Raw genomic sequence first — 20,739 nt, 5'->3', positions numbered from 1 at the left:
CGCCACCTGCGGCCGCGTCGGCCACACCATCTTTCCAATTCTCTGACCAGGAGTGCGCGCAATGGACGCCACGACACAGCAGCACTACGCCGAGGCATTTCACGCTCTGCACAGGACGGGCGATCCGCTCGTCCTGTTCAACGCCTGGGACGTCGCCACCGCCAAAGCGATCGCGAAGGCCTCGCCAGCAGTGGCGACCAGCAGCGGCGCGGTCGCATCCGCACTCGGCTACGCCGACGGCGAAAATGCCCCGCTCGACATCGTGGAAGGCCTGGTCTCGCGGATGTCCGCGTCGGTGCCGGTTCCGGTGTCGATCGATCTGGAGGCGGGATATGGCAACACTCCGGATGCCGCCGCGCATTCGGCGGCAAGGATCCTGAAGGCCGGCGCGATCGGCATCAATATCGAGGACGGGCTTGTTGGCGGAAAGCGGCAGCTCGTCGCTCCGGAGCAGCATGCCGCGAAGATCAGGGCGGTGCGGGACGCCGCGCAAGAACTCGGCGTTCACCTCTTCATCAATGCGCGAACCGATCCGTTTCTGCTGAAGTTCGGCTCGCCGGAGCAATGCCTGAATGAGGCGGCAAGGCGGGCGGAAGCTTATGCCGATGCCGGCGCTGACGGAATTTTCGTGCCGGGGCTCACCGACCTTGCGCTGATCGAGAGGTTAGTTCAACTGACGCCGCTGCCCGTCAACATCATGGTGACGCAAGGCGTGCCCGAAATCGGCGAGCTCGCCCGTGCCGGTGTTCGCAGGGTGAGCCTTGGACCGTGGCCGATGATGGCGGCAATGCGTGTCATCGGACAGGCGGCCGCCGCGGTCGCCACGAGCAAGCAATACGGCGCGTTTCTACAGCCCAACAGTTGAGCCCGTGAGCGCACGCGATGCCACGGTCCGGCCGGACCGCTCAGTCCGCGCCGGCCGGACTACCAGGTTCATGAACGAATTAGTCACTCGATCACTTCGTCTGCGCCGCTGACGACTGAAGGAGAGAACTCGTGGCCGAGCAGTTTGGCGGTCTTCAGGTTGATGACGAACTCGACCTTGGTGACCAGCTGGACCGGAAGATCAGCAGGCTTCTCACCCTTCAGAACCCGGCCGGCGTAGACGCCCGCGCGTCGATGCGACTGCACGAAATCTCCGCCATAGCTCATCAAGCCTCCGGCTGTCGGGAAATCCCGGGTTTGCGTGATTGCGGGAACACGATACTTCAGTGCGAGATCGGCCAATCGGCGGCTGCGAAATGCAAAATAGGGATCGGAGGTGAAAACAAGCGCGCTTGTCGACTCTCTCGCTACGGAAGCGAATACGGCTTCGAACTCCTCCTCCTTGCTTGCCCTCGATATCTGCAGATGGACCCCCAAAGTTTCGGCAGCGGCCTGAAGCCTTTGCAGTTGCGAGCTGGCGGTTGGACTTGTCGGGTTGGTCACGACCCCCAGCGTTTTCGCCGCCGGCAGAAGTTCGTGCATCAACTCGAGCCGCTTCGGCGACACGTCGACGCTCAGGCTCGAGATTCCCGTGATGTTGCCTCCCGGCCGCGACAGGCTGTCCACCACACCCAGCTGAACCGGGTCGCCGCCCATCTCGAAAACGATTGTCTTGGTGACGCCGGCAGCCTTGGCCGCAAGCGCGACGGGCGCGCCGCCGGGCGCGACCACCACATCGACGTCGCGCGCGATCAATTCGCCGGCCAGTGCAGGTAACTGGGCATATTCCCCATTGGCCCATCGATATTCGATCGCAACGTCGCGGCCCTCGACAAAACCGGCTTCACGAAGTCCCTGGTGAAAAGCCTTCAGCCGGCTGCCAAACAACTCCGGCGATTCCGGACAAAGATAGCCGATCACAGGCATCGACGGCTTCTGCGCCCGCGAGGATGTGGTCCAGGCCGCGGCGGCGGCCATCAACAACAGGACCTCACGCCGGCTGCCGCGTCCGTGGGATGTTGCTGCACGAGAGTGAGCGCAACTCATGCTCTATCGACCCGCTGGCGTTCGCCGTCGGCGGAAGTATATCCCACGATCCGAAACCAGTCGCCAATGGACTGCACCGAACCGCTCCGGCCGGCATCGGCCAACACACATCAAAAAGATATTCCGAACACCGGAATGGCGTCATCGAAGCCCTTGATTTGGCGACTCCCGATATCCTCCAGGGAGCGCTTGCCTCTGACGCTTGCGGCGGTCCCTGCGTCCATCAGGATTTCCCGATCTGCGGCAGATGCGCACAGGCGGGCGGCGAGATTCACGACACTGCCGATCGCCGTGTAATCGAGCCGGTCTTCGTAGCCGATCCGCCCAACCGTCGCCGATCCACTGGCAAGCCCTATTCCAAAGCCAACCTGGTAACCCCGCGACCGCCAGCCGCCGATCAAGCCCTGCACGCGCTTCTGCATTTCGGTCGCAAGGTCGACGGCTCTCAGCGCCGGCTCCTCGACCGGCACGGGTGCGTTCACCAGCACCATCAACCCGTCTCCCGAGAAGCTGATGAGGGTTGCTTCGAACCGCGCAATGACCCTGCCCAGAACCTCATAATATTCGGACAGCACGCTCATGACTTCCTCGGGAGCGACGCCCGCGGAAAACGCGGTGAACCCGCGCAAGTCACAGAACACAACGACGACGTCGGTGCGGCGGCCATCCAGCACGCTGTCATCGCCGGCACGATCGACGAGATCGGCGACTTGAGGCGCGAGAAACCGCTTGAGCTTCGCGATCCGCTCCTGGTGCTGCTGCGCCAGCGCGAGCTCGCCGGCCATCCTGTTGAAGCTGCTTGCCAGACGCTGAAATTCGTCCCCGGTCTGGATCGAAATGCGGTGCTCGAACGATCCGGCGCCGATCCGCTCCGTCCCCTCCTCGAGCAGCCTGATCGGCTCGGTCATCCGGTGCGCGAATGCATAGGCGAGCAGCCCCGCAAATACGGTGCTGCCTGCGAGAAGCACTGTGGTCCGTCGCAACGCGGCATAGATCGGGGCGTAAGCTTCGGAGAGCGGCTGCGCCACCACGACGGTCCAATCGGGACCCGCCACCGGAGCCGCGCGGGCAGCAACCGGACGTCCCTGTCCGTCGCGGCCCGTTGCAAAGCCCGCTCCCGGGCCGATCGCGTCGCGTATGGTGCGAAACGGCTGGGAGGTTGTTTCTTCCAGCCCGCGGAGGACGAGGCTGATGTCGGGATGGGCAATGAGACGGCCCGGCCGGTCCAGCACGAAGGCGAGGCCGGTCTCTCCCACCTTGATCGCCGATACGACATCCCAGATCAGCTTGAGATTGACTTCGGCGATGACTGCGCCGACCGCGGATCGGTTACCCACGAGCGCAATAGTCAAATACGGCTCTGAGCCTCTGTTGTAGCTGACATCGCTGAACCAAACCTGGCGTGCGTGGGCGCCGACCAGCGCAGGTTCAGCCGATCGGTCGATACGACTTTCAATTCGATTGAGGCCGACCCGTGAGACGTAGAGACGCTCCAACCCATTGTTGTCGATGAGTGTCAGGCTGACGACGGCCGGCGCTTGACGAAACAGACGCAACGCATCGGTTCGGCGTCCCTCATCGACCTCGTCGGTCCAGGGAAGCTGGACCAGCCAGCCGAGCTGGCTTGCAATGTCGGAGATGAAGTTATGAATTTCAGCGGCCGCGGAAGCCGCCTGAACACCGAGCAACTGGTCCAGCCTTGCGCGCTGATCGCGGTAACCGAACCAGGCTTCGATCGACCCGTTGATCACGAGCGGAAGCGCGACGGCCAGAAACAGTGCGAGAAAATACTTTGGGAAGAGGCCGCGAAACCGATCTCGGACAATCATGCCCTGATCCCTGAAAATGCGACGGATATATCGATATGTCGAAATGAAGCCTTGAAAATGAAGCCTGGCGCTGCCGCCAACCGGCGTCTTCTAGCATAGAGCGTCGTTTTAGGCCGTAATGGGGCTGTCGTTCGACCCGACCAAAGGACGCAGCCGGCTCCGGCCGCCATTTCGCTTGCGTCGGCCCTGCAAAACCTTGGGCCCTATAAAATTCCGGCATAGCTGGGCGAGCCAGATGCGAAGAGAATAAACCCCTGACCTGGCTTAAAGCCAGCGGTGTGAGGACGCGCCCATGCGCGTCCCTTGTATTGACGCGTTTTTCTTCGCGAACCGGTACCCGGTTCGTTCGAAAACGCCACCGCCGAGGCCATGATGGACCAGATTGCCGTTCACCAGGACAGCGCGACCAGCCGGGACTGGCCGGTTGCGATCTACCGCACGCTGAAGAGCTTTGGCGTGGCACAGGTGTCCTACGTTCCCGATGCGGGACATTCCAACCTGATCAAGCTGTCGCACGCCGATGCCGACATCAAGACCACGGTGCTGACGACAGAGGAAGAGGGCGTGGCGCTTTCGGCCGGCGCCTGGCTCGGCGGCGATCGCGCCGTGCTGTTGATGCAATCGAGCGGCGTCGGCAATTGCGTCAACATGCTGTCGCTGATGGCGAGCTGCCGTTTCCCGCTGCTCACCTTGGTGACGATGCGCGGCGAATGGGCCGAATTCAATCCCTGGCAGATCCCGATGGGCCGGGCGACGCCGCAGGCGTTCGAGATCATGGGCACCACCGTGCTGCGGCTGGAGAACCCCGATGATGCCGAGGAGGTGATCTCGGCCGCCGCCTCGCTCGCCTATGACGGCGACCAGCAGGTCGCGGTGCTGATCTCGCAGCGGATGATCGGCCGCAAGAAGTGGACCAGGGAGACGCACTGATGTCGGCATCAACAGGCACTCTCGATCGCCGCGCCGCCGTGAAGGCGCTGCTTGCCGACCGCGGCGAGCTGCTCGTGATCTCCGGGCTCGGCTCCTCCTCCTACGACGTGTTCGACGCCGGCGAGCATCCCGGCAATTTCTATCTGTGGGGCGCGATGGGCGGCGCGGCGATGGTCGGGCTCGGCCTCGCGCTGGCGCAGCCGAAGCGCCCGGTGCTCGTGATCACCGGCGACGGCGAGCAGCTGATGGGGATCGGCAGCCTGCTGACGATCGCGACCAAGCAGCCCGGCAATCTCTCGATCGCGGTGCTCGACAACGGCCATTTCGGCGAGACCGGCATGCAGCCGAGTCACTCGGGCCTCGGCGCCAGGCTCGAGGTGATCGCTGATGGCGCGGGCATCGGCAATGTCTGTGAGATCGCCGAAATGGCCGGCATCGAGAAATTCCGCACCAGCCTGCGCGATCTCGGCGGCGGCCCGCGGCTGGCGCGCATCCGCATCGCCGCCGGCGAGGTCGAGCGCGCGCTGCCGCCGCGCGACGGCACCTACCTGAAGAACCGCTTCCGCGGCCATCTCGGCTTCAAGGTGAGCTGATGCGAAGCCGCGCTCAGGCGAGCTGGATATCCCAGAGCCCCTCGGCGCGCAGCGCGGCGACCTCGTCGCGCAACAGCTTCGCGATCAGCGTCATCGCGTTGGAGCCGGGATGCTCGACCGGCGAGGCCAGGGTCAGCTCGCGCCGCGGCGCCGGCCGCGCGATGGCGGCGGTCTCGAGCCGGCCCTCCGCCACCTCGGCGCGGACCGAGGACGGCGGCAGCAAGGTATATCCGAGCCCCTCCTCGACCAGGCTGGTCAGCACGCGAAACGAATCCGCCTCGAGCTTGACGTCGAGATCGATCTTCTTCTTGGCCGCGGCATGTTCGAGCAGCGCACGGAGGCCGTGCGAATGACTTGGCAGCACCAGGCGCTGGCGCATCAGCCAGCCGAAGTCGACTTGCTTCTTCGGCTTCAGCCCGCTGCCGCGCGGGCCGACCGCGACGATGCTGTCGCGGCCGAGGCTCTGCACCGCCAGATGCAGATCGACCGACGGGCCATAGATCACGGCAAGGTCCATCTCGCCGCGATGCAGCCACTCGATCAGATGGCCGCTGTAGCTCTCGACGATGCAGAGCGAGATGCCGGGATAGCGCTCCACCGTGCGCCGCGCCAGCCGCGCCGACAGCACGCAACTCACCGTCGGCACCAGCCCGAGCACGACGCGCCCGGACGGTGCACCGCCGGCGGACTGGATGTCGTCGCGGATCTGGTCGATCTGCCGCACGATACCGCTGGTGCGCGCCAGCAGCAGCCGGCCGGCATCGGTCAGCACCATGCCGCGACCGTTGCGCGTGAACAATTCGGTGCGCAGTTCGTGTTCCAGCAGCTTGATCTGCCGGCTCAGCGCCGGCTGCGCGACCCGCAAGGTATCGGATGCCTTGCTCAGGCTCCCGAGTTCCGCGACGCACGCAAAGGTCCTAAGCTGGCGGAAATCCATACTTGCCAATCCTGGAAGGCAGGTTCATACGCTATAACAAAACAGCATAGGGAGTTTACCGGGGCCCCACAACAGCGGGCGTTTTCTTCACGCGAACCGATTTCCACCTCGCTCGAAAACGCTCTGGCGCAACCTCTCGGCAAGACGAAACAATGACCGCACACGATCAACACATCGACGACCATTCCGACATCCGCGACGCGGTGGCAAAACTCTGCGCGCAGTTTCCAGGCGAATACTGGCGCAAGCTCGATCGCCAGATGGCCTATCCGAAGGAATTCGTCGATGCGCTGACGGAGGCCGGCTATCTCTCGGTCTTGATCCCCGAGGAATATGGCGGCGCCGGCCTGAAGCTGTCGGCGGCGGCGGCGATCCTGGAAGAGATCCAGCGCGCCGGCTGCAATGGTGGCGGCTGCCACGCTCAGATGTACACGATGGGCACCGTGCTGCGGCACGGCAATGACGCGCAAAAGGCGAAGTATCTGCCGAAGGTCGCGACCGGCGAGTTGCGGCTGCAGGCGTTCGGCGTCACCGAGCCGACCAGCGGCACCGATACCTCGTCGCTGAAAACCTTCGCGCGCCGCGAGGGCGACCATTACGTCGTCAACGGCCAGAAGATCTGGACCAGCCGCGCCGAATATTCCGACCTGATGGTCCTGCTGGCGCGCACCACGCCGAAGGAGCAGTCGAAGAAGCGCACCGACGGTCTCTCGGTGTTCATCGTCGATATGCGCGAGGTGAAGGGCAAGGGGCTGGAGATCCGCCCGATCCGCACCATGATGAACCACGCCACGACCGAAGTGTTCTTCACCGACATGAAGGTGCCGGCGGAGAATCTGATCGGCGAGGAAGGCAAGGGTTTTCGCTACATCCTGTCCGGCATGAATGCCGAGCGCATCCTGATCGCCGCCGAATGCGTCGGTGACGCCAAGTGGTTCATCGCCAAGGCGACCAACTACGCCAAGGAGCGCAGCGTGTTCGGGCGGCCGATCGGCCAGAACCAGGGAATCCAGTTCCCGGTCGCCAAGGCCTATGCCTCGATGCGCGCCGCCGAATTGATGGTGAAGGAAGCCACCCGCAAATATGAAGCCGGCCTCGACTGCGGCGCCGAGGCCAACATGGCCAAGATGCTGGCGGCCGATGCCTCCTGGGAAGCGGCCAATGCCTGCGTGCAGACCCATGGCGGCTTCGGCTTCGCCGAGGAATACGACGTCGAGCGCAAGTTCCGCGAGACCCGGCTCTATCAGGTGGCGCCGATCTCGACCAACCTGATCCTGTCCTACGTCGCCGAGCATGTGCTCGGCATGCCCCGCTCCTACTGAGTTGCTTGATCATGCTGCCGCTTGAGGGATTGACCGTCATCGCCGTCGAACAGGCGGTTGCCGCGCCGTTCTGCTCGTCACGCCTCGCCGACGCCGGCGCCCATGTCATCAAGATCGAGCGACCCGAGGGCGATTTCGCCCGCGGCTACGACGCCGCGGCGAAGGGCCAGAGCAGCTACTTCGTCTGGCTGAACCGCGGCAAGGATTCCGCCGTGGTCGACCTTGCCACCAAGCATGGCCGCGCGCAGCTCGAGGAGCTCATTGCGGGCGCCGACGTGCTGCTGCAGAACCTCAAGCCCGGCTCGATGGACAAGCTCGGCTTCGCGCGCGAGCGGCTGCGCAAGGATTACCCGAAGCTGATCATGTGCACGATCACGGGTTATGGCGACACCGGTCCCTATGCCGACCGCAAGGCCTATGACCTGTTGATCCAGGCCGAAAGCGGCCTTGCCTCGATCACCGGCGGCCCGGAAGGCGCCTCGCGCGTCGGCATGTCGATCGTCGATGTCGCAACCGGCGCCACCGCGCATGCCGCGATCCTCGAGGCGCTGATCGGCCGCGGTCGCACCGGAGACGGTGCCGACATCCGGATCTCGATGTTCGACGTGATGGCCGACTGGCTCACCGTGCCGCTGCTCAATGCCGAGGACGGCAAGTCGCCGAAGCGGATCGGCCTCGCCCATCCCTCGATCGCGCCCTACGGCGTGTTCCGCTCGAAGGACGGCAAGGAGATCCTGATCTCGATCCAGAGCGAGCGCGAGTGGAAGACGCTGTGCGCCAAGGTGCTGGACCAGCCCGGCCTGCCCGACGATCCGCGCTTTGCCAACATGGTCGAGCGCGTGCGCAACCGGGTGCTGACCGACGGAATCGTCAACGACAGCTTCGACAAATTGACGCGCGAGGAATTGCTGGCGAAGCTCGCCGAGGCCGACATCGCCTTTGCCGAGGTCAACAGCATGGACGACCTCGCGAAACATCCGCATCTGCGCCGCATCGAGGTCGACACGCCGAACGGCAAGGTCAGCTATCCGGCGCCGGCCGCGATCGTGGTCGGCGAGGACAGGCACTACGGCAAGGTGCCCGCAATCGGCGAGCGCACCAGACGTTCCTGAAATCCCTCCTGCCCGGGCAACACAATCATGAGCGACAAACTCGACCTCGATCATCTCCGCCAATGGATTGGCAAGACCACGGAGGCCTCTGACGTCGTCACCAAATATCTCGTGATGGGGCTGCGCGCGACGCTGTTCCAGGAGATCGGCGAGCCGAAGGCCGGTGATGCCGCGCCGTGGACCACGCACTGGTGCCTGGCGCAGCCGGTGTTTCCGATGTCGCAGCTCGGCCCCGACGGCCACCCGACCCGCGGCGGCTTCCTGCCGCCGGTGCCGCTGCCGCGGCGGATGTGGGCCGGCGGCGAGCTCGAATTCTTCGACAGCTTGCGCATCGGCGATGAGGCCAAACGCACCTCGAAGATCGTCGACGTCACGGTCAAATCGGGCTCGACCGGCACGCTGTGCTTCGTCTCGGTCAATCACGAGGTAACGACCTCGCGCGGGCTTGCGGTGCGCGAGCGGCAGGACATCGTCTATCGCGAGATGACGAGCACGCAGGGCGCAGCGCCCGCCAAGGCGCCGCCGCCTCCCCCGGTCGCGCAGCATCGCGAAAGCCACGTCTCCGACCCGGTGCTCTTGTTCCGCTACTCGGCGCTGACTTTCAACGGCCATCGCATCCACTACGACCGCGACTACGTCACCAAGGTCGAGGGCTATCCTGGCCTGATCTTCCACGGCCCGCTGCAGGCTTCCTTCATCGTCGAGTTCGCCGCCAAGCTGCGCGGCGGCAAGCCGCCGAAGAAGCTCGCCTATCGCGGCGTGCAGCCGCTGTTCGAGGGCAGCGAGTTCTCGATCAATGCCAGCGACAAGGACGGCGGCTTGGAGCTGTGGACCGCGAATGCCGAGGGCCAGCCGACCATGAAGGGCACGGCGACCTGGTAACGCGCGAGCACGACGCGCGTCATGATGCGAGGGAATAAAGAGGCGCTTTCATCAGCGCCTCGTATTCCTTATTGTGATCGCTTTCAATCCTGGGTCGCAGATCATGAGTCGCTTCTGGAGTTCGGTCGTCCACAATCTGTCGCCATACGTGCCCGGCGAGCAGCCGAAGATCGACGGCCTCATCAAGCTCAATACCAACGAAAATCCCTACCCGCCGTCGCCACGCGCGGTGGCGGCGATCACGGCGACCACGGATCGCCTGCGGCTCTACCCTGATCCGCGCGCAACCGCGCTGCGCGAGGCGATCGCGAGACGCTACGGCGTCACGGCGGGCGAGGTGTTCGTCGGCAATGGCTCGGACGAGGTGCTGGCCCACGCTTTCCCGGCGCTGCTGAAGCACGACGCGCCGCTGCTGTTTCCCGACATCACCTACAGCTTCTACCCGGTCTATTGCCGCCTCTATGGCGTCAGCTGCGAGCAAGTGCCGCTCGACGCCGCGATGCGCGTGCAGCTTGCCGACTACCGGCGGCCCGGCAGCGCAATCCTGCTGTGCAACCCCAACGCACCGACCGGCACCGCGCTGCCGCGCGCCGCGATCGAGGCGCTGCTCGCCGAGCATCCCGACCGGCTCGTGGTGGTCGACGAGGCCTATGTCGACTTCGGCGCCGAGAGCGCCGTGCCGCTGGTCGCGCGCCGCGACAATCTGCTCGTCATCCAGACGCTCTCCAAATCGCGCGCGCTGGCCGGCTTGCGCGTCGGCTTCGCCATCGGCCAACGCCCGCTGATCGAGGCGCTGGAGCGCGTCAAGGACAGCTTCAACTCCTATCCGCTGGACTGCTTCGCGATCGCCGGCGCGGTCGCCGCCATCGAGGACGAGGCGTGGTTCGAGGAGACGCGGCAACGCATCATCAGGAGCAGAGAGGCGCTGGTCCGCAGCCTCATTGAGCTGGGGTTCGAGGTGCTGCCGTCGCAGGCGAATTTCGTGTTCGCCCGCCATCCCAGCCATCGCGGCGCCGATCTCGCCGCGAGGTTGCGCGAGCGCGGCGTGCTGGTGCGGCATTTTCAAAAGCCGCGGATCGAGGACTTTTTGCGCATCACGGTCGGCACCGACGATGAGTGCGGCCGCCTGATCGGCCTGCTGCGCGGCATGGTCTGATAGCCGTTCACCAACTTGCGATCGACGGCGCCACCCTGCATAGTGACCGCGCGTTGGGATGCACGGTTCTCCGGGAAGGAGCGGTCATGCGATTTGCGATCGGCGACGCAACCGTCGACGTCATCGTCGACGACGACGATTTCGGCCTTCCGCTCGCCGAATTCCTGCCCGGATACGATCGCGGCTTGATCGAAGCGCATCGTGCCACGCTGGAGCCGGTGTTCATCGACCTCGCCCGCGGGCTCGCGAAACACGCGATCCAGAGTTTTGTGGTGCGAACCGGCGGCCGAACGCTGCTGATCGACGCTTGCATCGGCGAGCAGAAGGACATCCCCGAGATTCCGGCCTGGCATCGGCGGCGCGGCAGCGGCTTCCTTGATCGGCTGCGCGCGAGCGGCATCGACCCGGCCGGCATCGACGTCGTATTCTGCACCCATCTGCATGTCGATCACGTCGGCTGGAATACGCGCCAGGACAACGGCCGCTGGCAGCCGACCTTTCCTAACGCGCGGTATCTGTTCGGCCGCCGCGAGCTTGCCGACTGGATGACACAGCATAATGCCGGGCGTGCCCCGCCGATCCACGCCCGCGCCCTGGAGCAGAGCGTCATCCCGATCGTCGAGGCAGGCCGTGTCGATCTGGTCGACGATGGCCATCAGTTGGGACCGGGCCTGCGGCTGGTCCCGCTGCCGGGCCACACCAGCGGCCAGATGGGGCTGATGGTAGACTACGCACAACATCGCGCGATCTTTTGCGGCGATGCCGTGCACAATCCGGTGCAGATCTTCCAGCCCGATCTGTCGACATCATCCTGTGCCAACCCGCAGCTCGCGCGCGAGACGAGGACGAAGATCCTGGAAGAGGCTGCGGACAGCGGCCGCCTCGTCATACCCGCCCACTTCCGCGGCCCACGCTGTGCTCATGTTCGTCGGGACGGTGGTGGCTACGCACCGGTACTCGACGCGCGGCATGGGTAAGATGCAACACCCGGAGCCACAGCTCACCGGGTGAAAGCCGGGTGTATCATCCGGCCCCTTGGAACCGAATGCCGGCTTGCGCGTTCCCCGCCCTGACGGAGGACGCCATGCTTAGAGACGAACAGGTCGCGGTTCTCTGCGACATCGCCCAATCCATTGCCTTCGCCGACGACGTGCAAGGCGAAGTCGACCGGCTCATCAGGGAGGGATACGTCGCCAAGGACGGCGACCTCTACGAGCTGACGCCGAAGGCCGAGAAGGTTTTGTCCGAGCGCGGCGCCTGCCTCAAGGCGTAACGCCGCTCGCGGCAGCTCCCTAGGCGGCAGGCGTGCACCGCGTCGCTGATATCTTGATGCCGAGCCCTGCGCTCTCCTCGCGAAACTGCGCGATCGACCGCGCATTGCGGTGCGCCTCGAACGCGGCGTCATCCTGATAGACCTCGTAGATCAAGAGCTTGGCGGCATCCTCGCGCGGCACCAGGATCTCAAAATTCAGTGTGCCCGGTTCATCCCTGAGCGACCGGGCGCCATGCGCTGACAGCAGCGACAGCGCGTGATCGCGCTTCTCCGGCGCTACCTCGACGGTGGCGATCAGTGCAAGTTTCGACATGACGAATCCGCCTTCGGTTCTTTTGCACGTCAGATCAGCTGCGGAGCGGCCGAAACGCGTCGCGAATTTCCCTGCTGAAGATGTCGGGCTGCTCCCATGCGGCGAAGTGGCCGCCGGCTTCAGCCTGATGGAAGTAGATCAGCTTGTGATAGGCCTTCTCCGCCCAGCTCCGCGGCGCCACGAAGCTCTCGCCGGGAAATGCGGTCACCGCGGCGGGGATCGCGACATTGGCAGGCAGATAAAGGTTGGTCTTGTTTTCCCAGTACAGGCGGCCCGAAGAGATCGCCGTGTTGGTCAGCCAGTAGAGCGTGATGTTGTCGAGCACGTCGTCGCGGGTCAGTGCGCCGGCGGAATGCCCGTTGACCTCGCGCCCGAGCACAGCTGATTGCATCGCGGAGGCCGGCTGGGCATAGCCGTCGCCGTGATCGAGCAGCCAGGCGGCGAGGCCGGCCGGCGAATCCGCAAAGGCCGCAAGCGTCTGCGGGCGCGTGCCCATGATCTGCGCGTAGGCCCGCCGTTTCGCGAATTGAAGCTTGATCTGGTCGAAGGCGTGCTGCTCCTCCGCCGACATATTGTCCGGCGCAGGGCCGCCGGTGATGACCGCCTTGAAGACCTCGGGCGGAACGACACCGGGCAGATTGACGTGGATGCCGAGCAGCTCCGGCGCACCAAGCTTGGCCATCTCATTGGAGACCGGCGAACCCCAGTCACCGCCCTGCGCCACGAACTTGCTGTAACCGAGCCGTTTCATCAATTGCACCCAGGCCCGTGCGATGCGCTGGGGATCCCAGCCGACCGTGGTCGGCTTGCCGGAGAAGCCGTAGCCCGGCATCGACGGGATCACGAGATGGAACGCGTCCGACGCACTGCCGCCATGCGCGGTGGGATTGGTCAGCGGGTCGATGATCTTCATCTGCTCGATGACCGAACCCGGCCAGCCATGCGTGACGATCAGCGGCAGCGCATTGTCATGTTTCGAGCGGACGTGAATGAAGTGAATGTTCACCCCGTCGATTTCGGTGATGAACTGCGGCAGGGCGTTGAGCCGCGCCTCCACCTTCCGCCAGTCGTAGTCGGTCTGCCAGTAGCGGACGAGATCGCGCAGCATCGCCTGCGGGACGCCCTGGGAGTCGTCATTGACGGTTTCCTTGTCGGACCATCGGGTTGCGGCCAAACGGCGGCGAAGATCGACAAGGTCTTCCTCGGGAATGTCGACGCGGAACGGGCGGATCGCATCGCTGGTGGCCGCTGCGGCGGGATGCGCGGGGAACAGGCTGGCAGCACCGGCAGCAGCCAGGCCCAACGCCGCGCCCGTCAGCAGCCTGCGCCGGTCCTGGTCGATCGCTTCCTGGGTCGATTGGCTTATCGCAATTGCAACGGGCGTCTTCGATGGCGCGCTCATTTGACAGTCTCCTTGGAATGAGAGGCCGCCGGCAACGCCGCGATCACCTCCTTGGTTGTCAGGATGGAATGGGCGTAGGTCGGGCCATTCAGCTCGTGAGCGGCGTGCATCATGTCGTGCGAGAAGGCGGCGGTGGCATCGCGCACCAGCGTCACGTGGTAGCCGAGCTCCATCGCGAAGCGGGCGGTCGATTCGATGCAGGTGTTGGCCAGCAGCCCGACCACGATCACATGCGTGACGCCCTTCTGCTCCAGCAGGAAATCGAGATTGGTGTTGGCGAACCCGCTCTGCCCCCAATGCTCTTGGGCGATCACGTCGCCAGGCTTGGGCGCAAGGTCCGGATGCCATTCCCCGCCCCATTCACCGCGCGCAAAGCTATGGCGCTGCATGATCAAGCGTTGAGTCGGATTGGGATGATCCCAATCCTCATAATCGCCCGGCTCCCAGCGACGGTGCGGGACGATCACCACCTGGATGCCGGCGGCCCGGACCGCGCCGTCGAGCTGGCGCAGATTGTCGAGCAGCCCGACCTCGTCGGCGATAGGCTTGATGCGCGGAAAGACCATGCCGCCCTCGGAGAGGAAATCATTGTAAGGATCGACGAGGAGCAGCGCGGTCCGCTCGCGTGGATAGGTGATCTGGGACATCGATCGCTCCTTGGCTATCAGGCGGCCGGTTGGATTTGCTTCAATGACGAGCTCCGTTCACTCGGGCAGCGGCTTGCCGGCCTGTTCGCGGACCATGTACTCGGCGTACCAATCGGGCCAGTTCGCATCGTGGCCGCCGGTTCGCTTCTCGTGCTCGCCATGGGCCATAGCGGCGCGGCGCAGCGCGGCAGCAAGATCAGCCGATGAGGAGAAATTCGTACTGTTGCCGTCGAATCGCCCGGGCAGGCGTTGCGTCACCTGCTGCAGCAGCCAGACGTTTCCGTCGGGATCATTGAACGTGGCGAGCGACCCGTAACTCGGCCGCTCCGGGTCCGGCCCCTTGATGCGGCCTTCCGCGCCGCGGTGAAACACCTCGCTGACATCGGCGCCACGCGCGATCAGCTCGGCGCGCGCCGCTTCGATATCATTGACGATCAGGAAGCGCGGCAGCGCGGGTCCCGAGCCGAGATGGATCGACGTCGGCGAACCCGGCGGCGTTAGCTGCACGGCGCGCGAGCCGTCGGGCCTGACGAAGTCGGCATCAAGCCGCCAGCCCAGGTCCTGATAGAAGCGCTTGGCGCGATCGACATCCGAGACGGGGATGACGACGACCTCGAGCTTCAAATCGACTTTGGCCGCTGTCGGCCCCGGTTCGGTGGTCATGGCTCACTCCTTGGCGATGACAGATCGGGCCATCGACGGCCCATTGCATTTGCGATGATGTCGGGTCATATTACTATGAAAATCATAGTCTCAAGCCTGATGAAGAAAACGTGATGACGAAAATGAAGGACAACACGGCTGACCAAACGCTCTGTCCTGTCGCTCGCGCCGAAACCGTCGTGGGCGACCGCTGGACAGTACTGGTTCTGCGCGAACTGTTCGCGCGCAATCATCGCTTCGAGGAGATTCAGGCGCAGTCCGGCGGCACGCCGCAGATGATCACGGCACGGCTGAAAAAGCTGGAAGCGGACGGCCTGGTGACGCGGCGCGTCTACAACAAACGCCCGTTGCGCCACGAATATCACCTCACCGAGAAGGGCGACGCGTTCTTTCCGGTGCTGATGGCGCTGCGCGCCTGGGGCGAGACCTGGTGCAAGTCACCGCGGGAAGGCCGCGCAATGAACTACACCCATCGCGTCTGCGGCAAGCCGGCCGGGCTCGGTCCGGTCTGCGAGTCCTGCGGCGAGCCGGTTCATCGCGCCGACATGGTGGGCGAGCGAACTCCCAAATACCAAAGAGAGCGAGATGCGCGCTGGGAGGCCTTCAAGGCGACCCGCTGAATTCCCCGACGCCGCCGGCGCAAGCGGACGACGCGAGAGCCTTCGCACCGCCGCAGCGTCTCGATCACACGGGGCCGATCCGGCCGAGCCTCGCACAACACAGGAGACCACCATGCCATTCGTTCGCATCGACCTGAAGCGCGGCAAGTCCGCCGAATATCGCAAGACGCTGGGCGAGATCGTCTACAAGGCGATGCGCGAGGTGATCAACGTGCCCGAGAATGACAAGTTTCAGGTCATCACCGAGCACGACCGTGGCGACCTGAACTACGCCGACAACTATCTCGGCAATACCTACAGCGACGATCTCATCTTCATCCAGATCACCATGAATGCCGGGCGTACCGTCGAGATGAAGAAGGCGTTCTACAAGCAGATCGTGGACGACTATCAGAGCCAGCTGCAGGGACGGCCGGACGATGTTGTCATCAACCTCGTCGAGGTCGCCAAGGAGAACTGGTCGTTCGGTCACGGCATCGCCCAATACGCAAGCTGAACGCAGAACAGGAATGCGCCGGACGGACGGCCGTCAGCCCTGCGGCTTGCCGTCCGCAGCTTGCGGCCGGCGTCGCCAGCACGCATAGTGCCGCCCGTGCACGAACAACAACAAACAGGGAGGCAACCATGAGGACGATCGCAGCCGCGCTGTGCGCGCTCACGCTGATCGCAACCGGTGCGCAGGCACAGACGCTCAAGGACTTCATGGCTGTTGTCATGAAGAAATGGACCGCGCCGTTCGAGCCGTTCCAGCTCATCGACAATATCTACTACGTGGGCACTGACGGGATCGCGGTCTACATCATCAAGACGTCGCAAGGGCTGATCCTGATGGACACGGCGATGCAGCAGTCGACCGGCATGATCAAGGACAACATCGCCAAGCTCGGCTTCAAGGAGGGCGACATCAAGATCATCCTCAACACCCACGCCCATCTCGACCACACCGGCGGCTTTGCCGAGATCAAGAAGGAGACCGGCGCGCAACTGATCGCCGGCGAGCGCGACAAGCCCCTGCTCGAGGGCGGCTATTATCCGGGCGACGAGAACAACGCCGATCTCGCCTTTACGCCGGTGAAGGTCGACCGCACCGTCAAGGAAGGCGACAAGGTGACGCTCGGCGATGTCACGCTGACAGCGCACACCACCCCCGGCCATTCGCCCGGCTGCACCAGCTGGGAGATCACGGTCAAGGATGGCAGCCAGGCGCGCAACGTGCTGTTCTTCTGCAGCGGAACGGTGGCGCTGAACCGGCTGGTCGGCCGTCCGACCTATCCCGGCATCGTCGACGACTACCGCTCGACCTTCACCAAGGTCAAGGCGATGAAGGTCGACGTGCTGCTCGGGCCGCATCCGGAGGTCTACGCCATGCAGGCCAAGCGGGCGCAGATGAAGGACGGCGCGCCGAACCCGTTCGTCAAGCCGGGCGAAAATGCCACCTACGTGGCCGGGCTGGAGCAGGATTTCGACAAGCAGCTCGCCAAGCAGACCGCTGCGCTGCAGAAGGCCAATTAGGTAGTCACCCCGTCATCCTGAGGAGCGCGTAGCGCGTCTCGAAGGATGAACGGCCCCGCCATGGCCGTCGATCCTTCGAGACGCGCGCAAGCGCGCTCCTCAGGATGACGGGATAGCCGCCTACGCAAATTTGCAGCCGTTGCCGCGGCAACTATGCGCGCAGCGGCTTGACATCGTCAGGCAATCCATCGACAGGTGGATTGCCTTTCCGCTTTTGCCGCCCGCAATGACGGAACGTAACAAGACAGAAATGGGAGCCGCCCGATGTCCTCGCGCAAACCCGCCGCCAGCAAAGGCAAGACTGTCACCGTCAAGGATGCCACCTTCGGCCTGCTTCGCGCATGGGGCATCAAGAAGGTGTTCGGCAATCCCGGCTCGACCGAGCTGCCGTTCCTGAGCGACTGGCCCGACGACATCGACTACGTGCTCGGCCTGCAGGAGGCATCCGTCGTCGGCATGGCCGACGGCTACGCGCTGGCGACGCGCAATGCCGGTTTCGTCAATCTGCATTCGGCGGCCGGCGTCGGCAACGCGCTCGGCAACATCTACAACGCCTATCGCAACCAGACCCCGCTGGTGATCACCGCGGGCCAGCAGGCACGCTCGATCATTCCGCTGCAGGCCTTCCTCTATGCCGAGCGGGCCTCCGAATTCCCACGGCCTTACGTGAAATTCGCGGTCGAGCCGGCGCGCGCCGAGGACGTGCCTGCCGCGATCGCGCGCGCCTATTATGTCGCGATGCAGCCGCCCTGCGGGCCGACCTTCGTCTCGGTGCCGATCGACGACTGGGCGCATGCGACGCAGCCGCTCGACGCGCGCCAGGTCAGCCGCGAGATCGGCCCCGACCTGTCGGCGATGCAGGCATTGGCGGCCGCGCTCGGCGAGGCCAAGCGCCCTGCCCTCGTCGTCGGCCCGGCCGTCGATCGGGCCGAGGCAGTCGATCTCATGGTGAAGGTCGCCGAGAAATCAAAAGCCGCGGTCTGGGCCAGCCCGTTCTCGGCGCGCTGCTCGTTCCCCGAACGGCATCCGCAGTTTGCAGGCTTCCTGCATGCCGCGCCGGGCCAGCTCTCCGATGCGCTGCGCGATCACGATCTCGTCGTCGTGGTCGGCGCGCCGGTCTTCACCTTCCATGTCGAGGGCCATGCCGCGATCTTCGACGGTTCGACCACGATCTTCCAGATCACCGACGATCCGGACGCCGCCGCGATGACGCCGACCGGCCACAGCATCGTCGCGACCATGAAGCCCGCGCTGACAGCGCTGCTCGAGATGCTGCTTGAGACGAAACGCACCGCGCCGGCTGGCCGTGTCCTGCCGCCGGCTCCGGCCGCCGGCGACCCGATCCCTGCCGAATACGCGCTGCATGCGCTCTCGGCCGCGATGGGGCCGTATGATGCGCTGGTCGAGGAAATACCGTCGCATCGCCCGCTGATGCAGAAGGCGATGCCGATGCACGGCCAGGACAGCTTCTACACCATGGCGAGCGGCGGCCTCGGCTACAGCCTGCCGGCAGCGGTCGGCATGGCGCTCGGTCGACGTCAGGGACGCACGGTTTGCCTGATCGGCGACGGCTCGGCGATGTATTCGATCCAGGCGCTGTGGACATCGGCGCAGCGCAAGCTGCCGCTGACGGTCGTCGTGCTGAACAATTCCGGCTACGGCGCGATGCGCTCGTTCAGCCAGGTGATGCAGGTGCGCAACGTGCCGGGCCTCGATCTGCCCGGCATCGATTTCGTCAAGCTCGCCGAAGGCCTGGGCTGCGACGCCGTGCGAGTGACGAAATCAGCCGAGCTCGCCGGCGCCTACCAGCGCGCGCTGTCGCATCAAGGCACCAGCCTGATCGAGGTGATGGTCGATTCCGCGGTGCCGCTGCTCTACACGCAAAAGAGCTGAGCGGCAATCTCGCCACGTCATTGCGAGCGAAGCGAAGCAATCCATCTTTCGGCAAGTGGAGATATGGATTGCTTCGTCGCTGCCGCTCCTCGCAATGACGGCTGGACATATATTCGCAACCTTATTACGAGGGCATTGGATCGCCGAGCATGGGCGCCGCTGACGGCGTCGGCACCTCGCAGCCGGAGGCGCAGCAGCGTCCGGGCTGCTTCGACACCCGTTGTCCCTTGTCGACGAGGTCGCGGCCGAGCAAATTCTCGACCAGCTCGGCCTTCTCCATCACCGGATAGTTGCGCCAGATCTCGCGCTTCATCGCCTCCGGCGAGCCGCCGCCGTGCAACGAGATCACTGAATACCAGCCGGCTTCGTGCGAGACGGTGAGGTCCTCGATCAGCCGCGCCACCTCGGCGCGCTGCTCGGCCGGGATATCGGGACGTCCGCCCATGACAGCGGCAAGCGAGGCGCGCGTTTCCGGATTGTGATCCTCGTCGGGACCCGGCAGCGCGACGATCAGCCCGCCGGAGACGTAATGCGCGACGCGGTGCATGTCGTAGATCTTGGTCGCCAGCAGCAGCTTGCCGATGTTGGAGAACACCGCATCCGGCATCACCGAGCCCGCCGGATCCTTCGTGCAGTAGACCGAGGAGGCGACGCCGCAGGCATAGAAACTCTCGGTGATGGTGATCAGCTCGACCATCGCCTCGCGGATATGCGCATGCTTCTCGGCATCGAGCCCGTTGGCCTCGATCATCAGCGCGCCGGCGCCGATCAGGAGATCGCCGAAGCCGGCGCGGGCGCCGATGCAGGAATGCCGGTGATGCGTCGCGTAGGAGGTGGTGAGGAAGCCGCCCTCCTCGGTCTCGCCGGCGAGGAACACGCGGTCATGCGGCACGAACACGTCGTCGAACATCACGACGCCGACCGACTGACCGTACTTCGCCGAGAATTTCGCCGCGGCATCGCCGGGCCGGCCGGCCGGACGCGCGACGATGGTGACGCCGGGCGCATCGACCGGCACGGCGCAACAGACGGCAAAATCCTTGTCGACAGGCACATGGGTGCGGCACGGCATGACAAGGAATTCGTGCATGTAAGGCGCGCCGGTCACGATCGCCTTGGTGCCGCGGATCACGATGCCGTCGGGCCGGCGCTCCTTGATATGGACGTAGACGTCCGCATTGGCCTGCAGGCCGGGACGCTTGGAGCGGTCGCCCTTCGCATCGGTCATGGCGATGCCGAGCGTCAGATCCTGGTCCTGAACCTCGTGCAGATAGTTGAGGAAGCGCTGGCTGTAATCGGTGCCGTGGCGATCGTCGGTCAGCCTGGTCGCCTGAAAGAGACCGTTCAGCGCATCATGGGTCAGGTAGCGCTGCGCGCAGCCCGACGTCCTGCACACCAGCCGCACCGCCTCGAGCTTGTCGAGCAGGTCCTGCGAGCTCCGATCGATGTGGAGCATGCGGTTGACGGTCTTGCCCGAGGTACCCTGCCGCGCCGTCATGATCGGCACATGCTCGGGCTGTAGCGCGAAATCATAGGTCACGCCGACGCCTGCCACGCCGGGCGCCAGCAACGGCTCGTCCGCGACGCTCGCAACGGCCGCGCCGTTGATGAACACACGCGGTTTGTAGCGGCGCAGGGATTCCCGGTAGTCCGCAGCCGTCATCAGCATGGCGCTTCTCCCTTG

At 64.8% G+C, this 20,739-nt stretch carries 21 protein-coding genes; 13 read left to right on the top strand and 8 right to left on the bottom strand.

From position 1 onward, the window contains the following. The first annotated feature begins 61 nt into the window (after positions 1–61). The gene (locus J2R80_RS16615) at positions 62–865 is read left to right on the top strand and encodes an isocitrate lyase/phosphoenolpyruvate mutase family protein (RefSeq protein ID WP_253638913.1); all 804 of its coding nucleotides are present in this window, start codon (positions 62–64) and stop codon (positions 863–865) included. Positions 866–948: 83 nt separating this feature from the next. On the opposite strand, the gene J2R80_RS16610 is transcribed toward J2R80_RS16615, so the two are convergent. Both J2R80_RS16610 and J2R80_RS16605 read right to left on the bottom strand, forming a co-directional pair. Beyond that, positions 949–1,902, bottom strand: a complete 954-nt coding sequence (locus J2R80_RS16610; protein ID WP_253638912.1) for an ABC transporter substrate-binding protein — start codon at positions 1,900–1,902, stop codon at positions 949–951. A gap of 179 nt (positions 1,903–2,081) precedes the next feature. Next, on the bottom strand, positions 2,082–3,800 hold the full coding sequence (locus J2R80_RS16605; protein ID WP_057019289.1) for an adenylate/guanylate cyclase domain-containing protein: 1,719 nt from the start codon (positions 3,798–3,800) through the stop codon (positions 2,082–2,084). 369 nt (positions 3,801–4,169) lie between these two features. On the opposite strand from J2R80_RS16605, the gene J2R80_RS16600 reads away from it, so the two are divergent. Further along, entirely contained in the window at positions 4,170–4,730 is a 561-nt protein-coding gene (locus J2R80_RS16600) for a thiamine pyrophosphate-binding protein (RefSeq protein WP_253638911.1), read from the top strand. After that, on the top strand, positions 4,730–5,323 hold the full coding sequence (locus tag J2R80_RS16595; protein WP_253638910.1) for a thiamine pyrophosphate-dependent enzyme: 594 nt from the start codon (positions 4,730–4,732) through the stop codon (positions 5,321–5,323). The genes J2R80_RS16600 and J2R80_RS16595 overlap by 1 nt, the downstream gene beginning before the upstream one ends. 13 nt (positions 5,324–5,336) lie before the next feature. Here J2R80_RS16595 and J2R80_RS16590 read toward each other — a convergent pair whose 3' ends face one another. Next, complete coding sequence (locus J2R80_RS16590) at positions 5,337–6,260, bottom strand: LysR substrate-binding domain-containing protein (RefSeq protein ID WP_028334965.1); 924 nt, start codon at positions 6,258–6,260, stop codon at positions 5,337–5,339. A 152-nt stretch (positions 6,261–6,412) separates the two neighbouring features. On the opposite strand from J2R80_RS16590, the gene J2R80_RS16585 reads away from it, so the two are divergent. From J2R80_RS16585 to J2R80_RS16560, 6 genes are all read left to right on the top strand, one after another. Continuing rightward, complete coding sequence (locus J2R80_RS16585) at positions 6,413–7,582, top strand: acyl-CoA dehydrogenase family protein (RefSeq protein WP_050386889.1); 1,170 nt, start codon at positions 6,413–6,415, stop codon at positions 7,580–7,582. Between the two features lie 11 nt (positions 7,583–7,593). Then, on the top strand, positions 7,594–8,694 hold the full coding sequence (locus tag J2R80_RS16580; protein WP_253638909.1) for a CaiB/BaiF CoA-transferase family protein: 1,101 nt from the start codon (positions 7,594–7,596) through the stop codon (positions 8,692–8,694). 27 nt (positions 8,695–8,721) lie between these two features. Next, positions 8,722–9,576 (top strand): MaoC family dehydratase N-terminal domain-containing protein, encoded by an 855-nt coding sequence (locus J2R80_RS16575; protein ID WP_253638908.1) that lies wholly within the window; start codon positions 8,722–8,724, stop codon positions 9,574–9,576. Positions 9,577–9,679: 103 nt separating this feature from the next. After that, the gene (gene hisC / locus J2R80_RS16570) at positions 9,680–10,732 is read left to right on the top strand and encodes a histidinol-phosphate transaminase (protein ID WP_253638907.1); all 1,053 of its coding nucleotides are present in this window, start codon (positions 9,680–9,682) and stop codon (positions 10,730–10,732) included. An 86-nt stretch (positions 10,733–10,818) separates the two neighbouring features. Next, the gene (locus J2R80_RS16565; RefSeq protein ID WP_253638906.1) at positions 10,819–11,709 is read left to right on the top strand and encodes an MBL fold metallo-hydrolase; all 891 of its coding nucleotides are present in this window, start codon (positions 10,819–10,821) and stop codon (positions 11,707–11,709) included. 107 nt (positions 11,710–11,816) lie between these two features. Further along, the gene (locus J2R80_RS16560) at positions 11,817–12,005 is read left to right on the top strand and encodes a hypothetical protein (RefSeq protein WP_038386258.1); all 189 of its coding nucleotides are present in this window, start codon (positions 11,817–11,819) and stop codon (positions 12,003–12,005) included. 19 nt (positions 12,006–12,024) lie between these two features. On the opposite strand, the gene J2R80_RS16555 is transcribed toward J2R80_RS16560, so the two are convergent. From J2R80_RS16555 to J2R80_RS16540, 4 genes are read right to left on the bottom strand one after another with little or no spacing between them, the layout of a single operon-like run. Beyond that, the gene (locus J2R80_RS16555) at positions 12,025–12,318 is read right to left on the bottom strand and encodes a putative quinol monooxygenase (RefSeq protein WP_253638905.1); all 294 of its coding nucleotides are present in this window, start codon (positions 12,316–12,318) and stop codon (positions 12,025–12,027) included. 34 nt (positions 12,319–12,352) lie between these two features. Further along, on the bottom strand, positions 12,353–13,720 hold the full coding sequence (locus J2R80_RS16550) for an epoxide hydrolase family protein (protein WP_057019282.1): 1,368 nt from the start codon (positions 13,718–13,720) through the stop codon (positions 12,353–12,355). Further along, the gene (locus J2R80_RS16545; protein WP_253638904.1) at positions 13,717–14,367 is read right to left on the bottom strand and encodes an isochorismatase family cysteine hydrolase; all 651 of its coding nucleotides are present in this window, start codon (positions 14,365–14,367) and stop codon (positions 13,717–13,719) included. Before J2R80_RS16545 ends, J2R80_RS16550 begins: the two co-directional genes overlap by 4 nt. Before the next feature lie 57 nt (positions 14,368–14,424). Continuing rightward, on the bottom strand, positions 14,425–15,030 hold the full coding sequence (locus tag J2R80_RS16540) for a VOC family protein (RefSeq protein ID WP_076830743.1): 606 nt from the start codon (positions 15,028–15,030) through the stop codon (positions 14,425–14,427). Between the two features lie 122 nt (positions 15,031–15,152). Between J2R80_RS16540 and J2R80_RS16535 the strand changes: the two genes are divergently transcribed. From J2R80_RS16535 to mdlC, 4 genes are all read left to right on the top strand, one after another. Further along, positions 15,153–15,650 carry a helix-turn-helix domain-containing protein gene (locus J2R80_RS16535; protein ID WP_156436432.1) on the top strand — a complete coding sequence of 166 codons (498 nt, stop codon included), beginning with the start codon at positions 15,153–15,155 and terminating at the stop codon, positions 15,648–15,650. Positions 15,651–15,762: 112 nt separating this feature from the next. Beyond that, a complete protein-coding gene (locus J2R80_RS16530; protein ID WP_253638903.1) occupies positions 15,763–16,146 on the top strand; it encodes a tautomerase family protein in 384 nt (127 codons plus the stop codon). Positions 16,147–16,274: 128 nt separating this feature from the next. Beyond that, entirely contained in the window at positions 16,275–17,162 is an 888-nt protein-coding gene (blaBJP, locus tag J2R80_RS16525; RefSeq protein WP_225648158.1) for a BJP family subclass B3 metallo-beta-lactamase, read from the top strand. A 264-nt stretch (positions 17,163–17,426) separates the two neighbouring features. Continuing rightward, positions 17,427–19,055, top strand: a complete 1,629-nt coding sequence (mdlC, locus tag J2R80_RS16520; protein ID WP_253638902.1) for a benzoylformate decarboxylase — start codon at positions 17,427–17,429, stop codon at positions 19,053–19,055. 124 nt (positions 19,056–19,179) lie between these two features. Here mdlC and J2R80_RS16515 read toward each other — a convergent pair whose 3' ends face one another. Continuing rightward, entirely contained in the window at positions 19,180–20,724 is a 1,545-nt protein-coding gene (locus tag J2R80_RS16515; protein WP_253638901.1) for a 4-hydroxyphenylacetate 3-hydroxylase family protein, read from the bottom strand. Between the last annotated feature and the right edge of the window lie 15 nt (positions 20,725–20,739).

Origin of the sequence: Bradyrhizobium sp. USDA 4541, from assembly GCF_024171085.1 — a bacterium.
Taxonomy (GTDB): Bacteria; Pseudomonadota; Alphaproteobacteria; order Rhizobiales; family Xanthobacteraceae; genus Bradyrhizobium; species Bradyrhizobium australafricanum.
This window is presented reverse-complemented; position numbering and strand designations above follow the sequence as displayed.